Origin of the sequence: Nitrospirillum bahiense, assembly GCF_007828025.1 — a bacterium.
Taxonomy (GTDB): domain Bacteria; phylum Pseudomonadota; class Alphaproteobacteria; order Azospirillales; family Azospirillaceae; genus Nitrospirillum; species Nitrospirillum amazonense.
The window spans coordinates 369,378-377,545 of the sequence record NZ_VITO01000004.1 but is presented as its reverse complement, the minus strand read 5'-3'; the positions used below and the strand labels follow the sequence as shown (position 1 = coordinate 377,545).

Genomic DNA, 8,168 nt, shown 5'->3' with positions numbered 1-8,168 from the left:
ACCCCATCTGCGACCTCCTGTCCAACTCACTGAGAACGTTGGAAAGTCGCACTTCGTTTTTGAGTCCACCCGCCTACATACCAAAAACCGATAAGTAAGATTATGGAAATTAATAACTGAATTCTCCAGGATGTGGATGTCGTGCCATGGTGTTCGGCCGGCCGCCGGCTTGCATCGATTTGCACTCATTTATTCGACAGCGGTCGGCAAAAGTGCCGACAATGGCCCGGGATCAATCCGGGGATGAAATCATGCTGACCGTCGTACCGGGGCCCGCCACCGCTTGCGCGCGGCGCCGGGATGAGATTACCACCTTGCTGCGCAACGCCCTGACTCTCCTGGACAATGACAGCGCCGCCGCGGCCACCTGCCTGCAGCGGGCGGCGGATATGCTGCGCGACCTGACGGTCGATGCGCCGCCGCTCGCCGGCAGCTTGGTGCCTTGGCAGATGCGCCGGGTCGAAACGTACATCCATGACCATTTGGCCGCGCCCATCCGTATCCGTGACGTGGCGGTGCTGGTCCGCCTCAGCACCAGCTATTTCTCGCGCGCCTTCCGCATCACCTTCGGCGTGCCCTTCACCCAATACGTCATCCATCGGCGCATGGAACAAGCCAAGCACCTGATGACGAGCACGGCGGAACCGCTCTCCCACATCGCGCTGACCTGTGGCTTGGCCGACCAGGCGCACCTGACACGGCTGTTCCGGCAGACCATGGGGGTGACGCCGGCAGCCTGGCGGCGTCGCGTGCAGCAGGAATCCCCCGATCAGCGCCCTGATCCGCGAGCCGACGCGACGGCCACCGGCGAACCGCAGGCCGCCTGATCGGCCCATCCGGCACCGGCAAAATAATCTCGAGAGGTCCGAGGGCCCGTGGTGCTATAGAGGCGCCATCATCCCTTTAGGACCACCCCCATGGATTCCGTCGAACAGCGCCTTATCGACCTGGAGATGCGCATCACCCACCATGAGCGCATGGCGGAGGAACTGTCGCAGGTGGTGGCGGACCAGGGCCAGATGATCGACATGCTGACCGCCCGCGTGCGCCGGCTGCTGGCCCGCCTGCAGGAGGCGGAGGGAGGCTGGCGCCCCTCCCCCCAGGACGAAAAGCCGCCGCCGCATTACTAAGACGCTTTACTGGAATCACCAGCCACATCCGCCGCGTCTTCGCGCCATTGTCTTGAGGATATCCCACCGATTTCGCCGCCAGCGTCCACGTCATCCGTGGCAAGCTGACGGCGGAATCCATACATGCTTGGGGACATGCTCGAGGCCGACATCCCGGGCATGTCGCCACCGACCGAGGGAGCGTGCCCCATGACCGCCTGGCCCAACCGCCGCATCCTGGACCTGTTCGGCATCGATCATCCCATCCTGCAGGCCCCCATGGCCAACGCCAGCACGCCGGCGATGGCGGTGGCGGTCAGCGCGGCGGGCGGGCTGGGCGCCCTGCCCGGTGCCCAATACACCCTGGACGGCCTGAAGGCCGCGGTAGCCGAGGTGCGGCACGGCACCAGCCGGCCCTTCAACCTCAACTTCTTCTGCCACACCCCGCCGGTGCCGGACCCGGCCCGCCTGATGGCATGGCGCGCCCGGCTGGCGCCCTATTATGTCGAGTTGGGCCTCGATCCCGCCGACACGCCTCCGGTCGGCGGCCGCACGCCCTTCGACGCCGATTTCTGCGCCCTGGTCGAGGAGGTGAAGCCGGCGGTGGTCAGCTTCCATTTCGGCCTGCCCGGCAAGTTGCTGGTCGAGCGGGTGAAGGCCACCGGCGCCAAGGTCATCGCCTCCGCCACCACGGTGGCGGAGGCGCGCTGGTTGGAACATCACGGCGTCGACGCCGTCATCGCCATGGGGCTGGAGGCCGGCGGCCACCGGGGCAACTTCCTGTCGGACGACATGGCGACGCAAGTCGGCACCTTCGCCCTGGTGCCTCAGGTGGCGGACGCCGTCTCGGTCCCCGTCATCGCCGCCGGCGGCATCGCGGATGCGCGTGGCATCGTGGCCGCCCTGGCTCTGGGCGCCTCCGCCGTGCAGATCGGCACCGCCTACCTGTTCTGTCCGGAGATCAAGATTCCCGAGGTGCACCGCCAGGCGCTGGAGAGCGCCACGGATGACGGCACCGCCCTGACCAACCTGTTCACCGGCCGCCCCGCGCGTGGCCTCATCAACCGTCTGATGCGCGAGGTCGGCCCCCTGTCCGACGCGCCCACCGCCTTCCCCACCGCCGGCGGGGCCCTCGCCCCCCTGCGCGCCAAGGCCGAGGCGGTCGGATCCGGCGATTTCACCAACCAATGGGCCGGCCAAGCGGCGCGCCTGGGCCGCGCCCTGCCCGCCGGCGACCTGACGCGGGCGCTGGCGGCGGAGGCGCTGGCCCGCCTGGGCGCCCATCAGATCAGCGGCCGCTGAGCGTCAGCGGGACCGTCAAGCTGAGCGCCAGCGGGGGGGGCCATCTGGACGGCCGTCACCGGCACGTGAGGACGTGGTCTTTGTTGATTTTACAGGGATGGAGCAGGGTGCCCAGGTAGCGCTGGTCCAGTGTCGTGCCGGTGTTCATCTCCGGCAGGCGCAGGTATTTGTCCTCCTTATCCGCGCCCAGATACGTTTCCAGGTGATTGAAACGCCAGGTCTCCGCCTCCTCCCGCAGGAACTGCTCCTGTTCCAGGGGATCAGGTAGGATGAAATGCGGCGCCTGGATGATGATTTCGGGGGTGGATGGTTCGGGGGGCCTGGGGGCCGGCGCCGGTTGCGGGTCGGCCTTGGGCACTGCGGGCGCCAAGGTGATCTGCGGCGGGGGTACGGACGGGGGTGCAAGTGGAGGCGTTGACGTCGGGGATTGCGCCAGGACGGAGTCAGCCACGAACAGCAGTAAGACACCCACAAAATACCGCCACCGCGCACGCCGCATGCCACGCCCCATCCACTGCCCATTCCTGTGGTCAGTGAACCATGCCGACCGGGGCCGCACAACCATCCGCGCTTTCACCGAAAAGAAAACGCGCGCCGAACGGGTGCCGGCGCGCGTCAGGGAGGTGGAGCACAAATGAAGGGTCTCATGAGGCTGGAAAGAACCGGGGCGCCGCCTCACCCGCGTCCCGGCTTTTAAAAAGCGCTCAGTATTTGAAGGAGAAGCCGGCCTCATAGATGCGGCCGGTGCAGTTGTAGTAGTTCAGGCGGTTGACCGAGCCGACGTACTGGTCATTACACTCGTTCGTAAGGTTGATGGCATTGAACATAAAGGTCAGGCGCTCATTGACGGCGTAGGAGGACGCGAAGTCCACGTTCATGGTGGAGTTGGTGCCTTCCACGTCGTTGCCATTGCGGCCCGGCACCTGTGTCAGGTAGCCGCTGCGGTAGGCGGCGGAGATGCGGGCGCTGAACACCTTGTCGTCGTAATAGAGCGTGCCGTTGTAGGCGTTCTTCGACAGGCCCACCAGGTCGGCCAGGGTGGTGGTGGTCGAGGTCGCCGCCAGCAGGTAATTGATGCGGCTTTGCACATAGGTGTAGTTCAGCAGGATGCCGAAATTGCTCCAGAAGTCCGGCAGGAAGCTGAACGGCTGCTGGAAGTTCACCTCCAGGCCCTTCAGGTCGCCGCCCTTGGTGTTCACGGGCGTGCTGAAGGTGAACACCTCGCTGCCGGTCAGGCCGGTGCCGTTCAGCAGGCTGAGCGGCAGCCCTGAGCTGTTGTAGACCTTGTTTTCGCTCAAGGTCTGCACATAGCTGTTGATGTCCTTGTAGAACAGGCCCAGCGAGATCAGGGCGCCGGGCTGGTAGTAGTATTCGAAGGACACGTCGGCGGTGTTGGCGCGGATGGGCTTCAGATAGGGGTTGCCCGAGGTCACCGTGCGGTTGGTGCCGGCCACATTGACGCTGCCGCCGGGGTTCAGGCCACTGAGGTCGTTGCGCACCATCACCTTGGCCAAGCCCAGGCGCACCAGGAAGTCGTCCGTGACGTCGCCCACCAGGTTCATGGACGGCAACACATCATGATAGTCCGTGCCCACGGTCACCCATGTGGGCGTGCTGCCCACCGCCTGATAGCCGGATGAGTTCTGGTCGGTGGTGACAAAGCGCACGCCGATGTCGCCGCGGATGGGCAGGCCCAGACGGTCGGTCTTGAAGTTGGCCTGGGCGTAGCCACCGTAGTCCTTTTCCTCCACCGCGTAATTGCTGCCCAGCGAGCCGGTGCCCGTCTGGCTGACGGAGAAGGTGCCGGTCTTGCTGTAGATGTTCAGCGCGTTGGCGAAGGCGTCGATGTCGGCCACCAGCCAGTTGGTGGGCGTCCCCGCCGGGGCGAAACCACCGACGCCGCCGCCGATCTTGGTCAGGCTGGCCAGGCTGACGCCCGCCGGCAGGTTGGGAACGGCGATTTCCGAGGCGCGGGTCTTGTTGTAGGTGGAGAAGGTGAAGTCCTTGAACTGGAAACCGGCCTTCAGCGTCAGCTCGTTGCTGATGTCGTATTCGAAATCCAGGTCGCCGTTGCCGTAGGTGTTCTGCGTGCCGTTGGGTCGCAGGCGGATGTTGGACAGGCCGTTCACCAGGCTCCAGTTCGCCGGGTTGGTGACGTCGAAGCCATAGGACAAGACCGGCAGCCGGCTGTTGGCGCGGTAGTCGTAGGAGTAGCCGTTGCTGCCAGTGCGATCCAGGGTGATGGTCGTCTGCACCGGGTTGTTGAAGGCGGAGACGGAATAGCCGCCCAACGCGTTCATACGGAAGCTGGGGGAGAAGCTGTGCTTGATGTTCAGCGTTTCCTGGCCGAACTGCGTGCTGAGCACGTCGTAGCGCGCCTCCGACCGGATGCCGACATTGTTAAAGGTGCCGGCGATCAGGTTGCCGTTGGCGTCCAGGGTGCCGGAGGCGATCTGCATGACCGGCTTGCCGGTGACGATGCTGCCCACCGTGGTGCGCGCCTGGCTGAAGCTGATGGCCTCCAAGTCGTTTTCCGAGCGGGTGCCCCACAGGTCGGAGAACACGCCGTCCAGGCTGATCTCGGTATCCTCGTCCGGCTTCCACTGCAGCGAGGTCACCAGGCCAGCGCGGCTCTGGTTGTAGTCATAGACGCTGTAGCGCGGGATGCGCGGCATGAAGACGTTGGGGGCGTTGACGGCGGACAGCGAGGACGGCGCCGTGACACCGCCATTGTAGCTGCCCGAGGCGTTGGAGGCGTTGGACGCCCAGCGCGTGGTCTCGGAGCTGAGCTGCTGCGTGTCGCGTCTGGAATAGGACAGGCCCACCAGGAATCCCAGCTTGCCGTCGGCGAAGGTGTCGCTGACCAGCACGGCGCCGTTGGGCTCCTTGCTCTTGTTCTGATCGTTGTAGGTGGCCTTGCCGTTGATGGCCAGCTTGAAGCCGCCAAAGTCCAACGGATGGGGGCTGGACAGATCGACGCCGGCGCCCAGCGAACCCTCCTCCTGGTCCGCCGACTGCGTCTTATGGACGGTCAGGTTGCTGAACAGGTCGGAACCGAAGACGTTGAAGTCGAAGGCGCGGGAGCGGTTGTTGCCGCCCTGGGCGTCGGAGCTGCCGGTGGTGGCGATGGCGTCCATGCCGTTGATGCGCACGCGGGTGAAGGCCGGCCCCAGGCCGCGCACCGAAATCTGCCGCCCTTCGCCCGCGTCGCGGGTGATGGCGATGCCGGGGATGCGCTGCAGGGATTCAGCCAGGTTCTTGTCGGGGAACTTGGCGATGTCTTCCGCCACGATGCTGTCGACCACACCGGAGCTTTCACGCTTGGCCTGCAGGGCCACGTTCAGGCTGCGGCGGAAGCCCGAGACGATGATTTCCTCCAGCCCATCGCCGCCGCCCGGGGCTGCCGTTTCGCCTTGGGGCGCCGACTGCGGCGCCTGGGTCGCCTGTTCGGCCGGCGCCGCGGGTTGCCCCGCCGCCTGGTCGGCGGCATGGGCAGCACCAGTTCCCCCCGCTGCCAAGGCCAGCAGCAACGCCACCTGGGACACGCGGGTGGACAGTGTGTGGCGCCGCGTCCGGCTCACGCTCTTGAGCATTTGACGTAATCCTCCGTTCAACCTTGTTGTTTTGCTTTGCCGGCCCGTGTGCCCGGGGAAGCACCGGCCGGTTGTTCCCCCGGCCCGGAGTGTTCCCAGAAAAACCAGACGTTGTCGCCTGGTCATGTCACCCGTCCGACCTCCCCGTCCCGTCCGGCCCATTATTGGGACCGGTGTCATTTTTAATGCGCAGGTAACAGCCGGCCGCAGGCCCGCCATGAACGAGCGCTGTCAGGCGGTGTCAGTGGCGCGCCAGCGGCCGCCGGGCCCCCGGATATCCAGATCGTGCGTTTTGAAAAGTCGATCGGGCGCGGCAGCCGCCAACGGCGCCCCAGCCCATGCCCCTGCGTGATGGCATTCCCACACCCTCCCATTATGTCGGCGTCTTTGAAGCCTGTTTGGCCATCGCCGTTGTTCCTAAAATGACACCGGTTACCGGCCGATGCAAGCACCAAGAGTTGTCCGCAGGCGCCGTCTTGTTCCTGGTAAGGCCATCCCCGGCGAACTGTCAGGGAATGCACTATCTTACCGACGCTCAGGTCCCCTGCTGGGTGAAAGGCACCCGGGCGAAAAGCCGCCGCTCGGCCCCGCGCGGGTCCTGTTCCAGGCGCCAGTCCAGATCAAACACCATGGTCTCGCGACCCGACAGGGTATAAGGCGTCCAGCGCGGCGCACCACCGGCATTGGGATCGCCCGTGCGGGCAAAGGCGATGAAGGCGTTGCTCATCCGCTCCGCCATGAGTCGGGCATCGGCATTGTCGGTCGACAGCGAGTCGGGCACCCCGGTGTTGTCGAACACCAGGGGAATGTCCAGCGTATGCGGCGCCCGCCATTTGCCGCCATCCTTGGGCGAGCCCCAGTTCAGTTGATAGGCGTAGGTCGGCGCCGCGCCCTTTCCCCCCGCCCCTTGGCCTAACGCTTGCGCCTGGATGGCGCGCGCCTCAGCCTCCATCACCGCGGCGCGCCAGGAGCGGCCTGCCGTGGTGGCGGAGAAGAAGACGTCGCTAGGGCTGTAGTCCGGGTATAGGCGGCGATACTCCGCCACCACCAGGTCGGGGTTGATGTCCACCCGCATATGCTTGGCCAATAGGGCCGGCACCTGGTCCCAGGCCAGCGTGAAGGTGGACGGATCGCTCCCACCGATCAGCAGCCGCGTCTCGTCATGGGTGTTGCCGATGATCATGGGGATGCCGGCCGACTGCGCCGGGGCGTCCGGATAGAAGGGATGGCGGGCCAGCACCTGGTCATCCAGCACGGGCCCCCAGTACAAGCCGCCCATGCCTTGGCCGGCCACGCCATGGATGGGATCGGCGGCGTTCAGGGCAGCCAGCAGCTTTTCCACCGGCAGGGTGGCTGCCTCGGCCGCGCGCTCCGGCGTCAGGCCCAGGGCTTCCAGATAGGTCCTGGCGCGGGCGGTCGCGTTTAACGGTCCCGAGGCGGTGACCTGCTGGCCGCTCATGGTGGCGGCGCGATGGAACAGGCCCTGGGCCGCCGGCGTGCCCATCAGGGTGGCGATCTTGGCGCCGCCGCCGGACTGGCCGAACAGCATGACGCGGCCGGGATCGCCGCCGAACGCGGCGATGTTGTCGCGCACCCAGTGCAGCGCCAACACCAGATCCAGGATGCCGACATTGCCAGACTGGGCGTAGGCCGGCCCGGCCAGGCGGCCCAAATACAAATGGCCGAAGGCGTTCAGACGGTGGTTCAAGGTCACCACCACCACGTCGCCCCGGTGAGCCAGGCGCGTGCCATCATACAGCGCGTCGCTGCCGGAGCCGTGGGAATAGGCGCCACCGTGGATATAGACCATGACCGGCCGGTTGCCGCCGGCCTTGGCCTCCGGCGTCCAGACGTTCAGGAACAGGCAGTCCTCGGACTGCGGTTCATCGAACCGCGTCTGGGGACACGCGGCGCCGTAGGCCAGGGCGTCCTTGACCTCACGCCAGGGGGCCGGCGGCTGCGGCGCCTGGAAACGGCGGGGGCCGGTGTCGGCGCCGTAGCGGATGCCCTTGAATACCTGGACGCCATCGTAGCGGGTGCCGCGCACCCGGCCGTAGGCGGTGGTCACCACCGGATCGGAAGCGGCCCAGGCCCGCGCCGGCAGGGTCAGCGCCGCGGCGGCGGCCATACCCAATCCCAGCGCCTCTCGGCGATCGAATGATGA

6 protein-coding genes are annotated in these 8,168 nt (G+C 66.3%); 3 read left to right on the top strand and 3 right to left on the bottom strand.

Features of this window, described 5'->3' with window-relative positions; all coding sequences use genetic code 11:
- Window positions 1-251: 251 nt before the first annotated feature.
- From FBZ88_RS08525 to FBZ88_RS08515, 3 genes are all read left to right on the top strand, one after another.
- Window positions 252-827, top strand: coding sequence for a helix-turn-helix transcriptional regulator (locus tag FBZ88_RS08525; protein WP_186464281.1), 576 nt, complete (start codon window positions 252-254; stop codon window positions 825-827).
- A gap of 90 nt (window positions 828-917) precedes the next feature.
- Window positions 918-1,130, top strand: a complete 213-nt coding sequence (locus FBZ88_RS08520; RefSeq protein WP_004274585.1) for a SlyX family protein — start codon at window positions 918-920, stop codon at window positions 1,128-1,130.
- 189 nt (window positions 1,131-1,319) lie between these two features.
- On the top strand, window positions 1,320-2,411 hold the full coding sequence (locus FBZ88_RS08515) for an NAD(P)H-dependent flavin oxidoreductase (protein WP_145616404.1): 1,092 nt from the start codon (window positions 1,320-1,322) through the stop codon (window positions 2,409-2,411).
- Between the two features lie 55 nt (window positions 2,412-2,466).
- On the opposite strand, the gene FBZ88_RS08510 is transcribed toward FBZ88_RS08515, so the two are convergent.
- The 3 genes from FBZ88_RS08510 to FBZ88_RS08500 all read right to left on the bottom strand — a co-directional run bounded on the left by FBZ88_RS08510 (window position 2,467) and on the right by FBZ88_RS08500 (window position 8,132).
- On the bottom strand, window positions 2,467-2,910 hold the full coding sequence (locus FBZ88_RS08510) for a hypothetical protein (protein ID WP_145616403.1): 444 nt from the start codon (window positions 2,908-2,910) through the stop codon (window positions 2,467-2,469).
- Between the two features lie 205 nt (window positions 2,911-3,115).
- Complete coding sequence (locus FBZ88_RS08505) at window positions 3,116-6,004, bottom strand: TonB-dependent receptor (RefSeq protein ID WP_186464280.1); 2,889 nt, start codon at window positions 6,002-6,004, stop codon at window positions 3,116-3,118.
- A 535-nt stretch (window positions 6,005-6,539) separates the two neighbouring features.
- Entirely contained in the window at window positions 6,540-8,132 is a 1,593-nt protein-coding gene (locus FBZ88_RS08500) for a carboxylesterase/lipase family protein (protein WP_145616401.1), read from the bottom strand.
- Window positions 8,133-8,168: the final 36 nt, after the last annotated feature.

Bases quoted from the DNA above. Each gene is read 5' to 3' on its own strand.
- FBZ88_RS08525 (WP_186464281.1), top strand. From the start codon at position 252: ATGCTGACCGTCGTACCGGGGCCCGCCACCGCTTGCGCGCGGCGCCGG.
- FBZ88_RS08520 (WP_004274585.1), top strand. From the start codon at position 918: ATGGATTCCGTCGAACAGCGCCTTATCGACCTGGAGATGCGCATCACC.
- FBZ88_RS08515 (WP_145616404.1), top strand. From the start codon at position 1,320: ATGACCGCCTGGCCCAACCGCCGCATCCTGGACCTGTTCGGCATCGAT.
- FBZ88_RS08510 (WP_145616403.1), bottom strand. From the start codon at position 2,910: ATGCGGCGTGCGCGGTGGCGGTATTTTGTGGGTGTCTTACTGCTGTTC.
- FBZ88_RS08505 (WP_186464280.1), bottom strand. From the start codon at position 6,004: ATGCTCAAGAGCGTGAGCCGGACGCGGCGCCACACACTGTCCACCCGC.
- FBZ88_RS08500 (WP_145616401.1), bottom strand. From the start codon at position 8,132: ATGGCCGCCGCCGCGGCGCTGACCCTGCCGGCGCGGGCCTGGGCCGCT.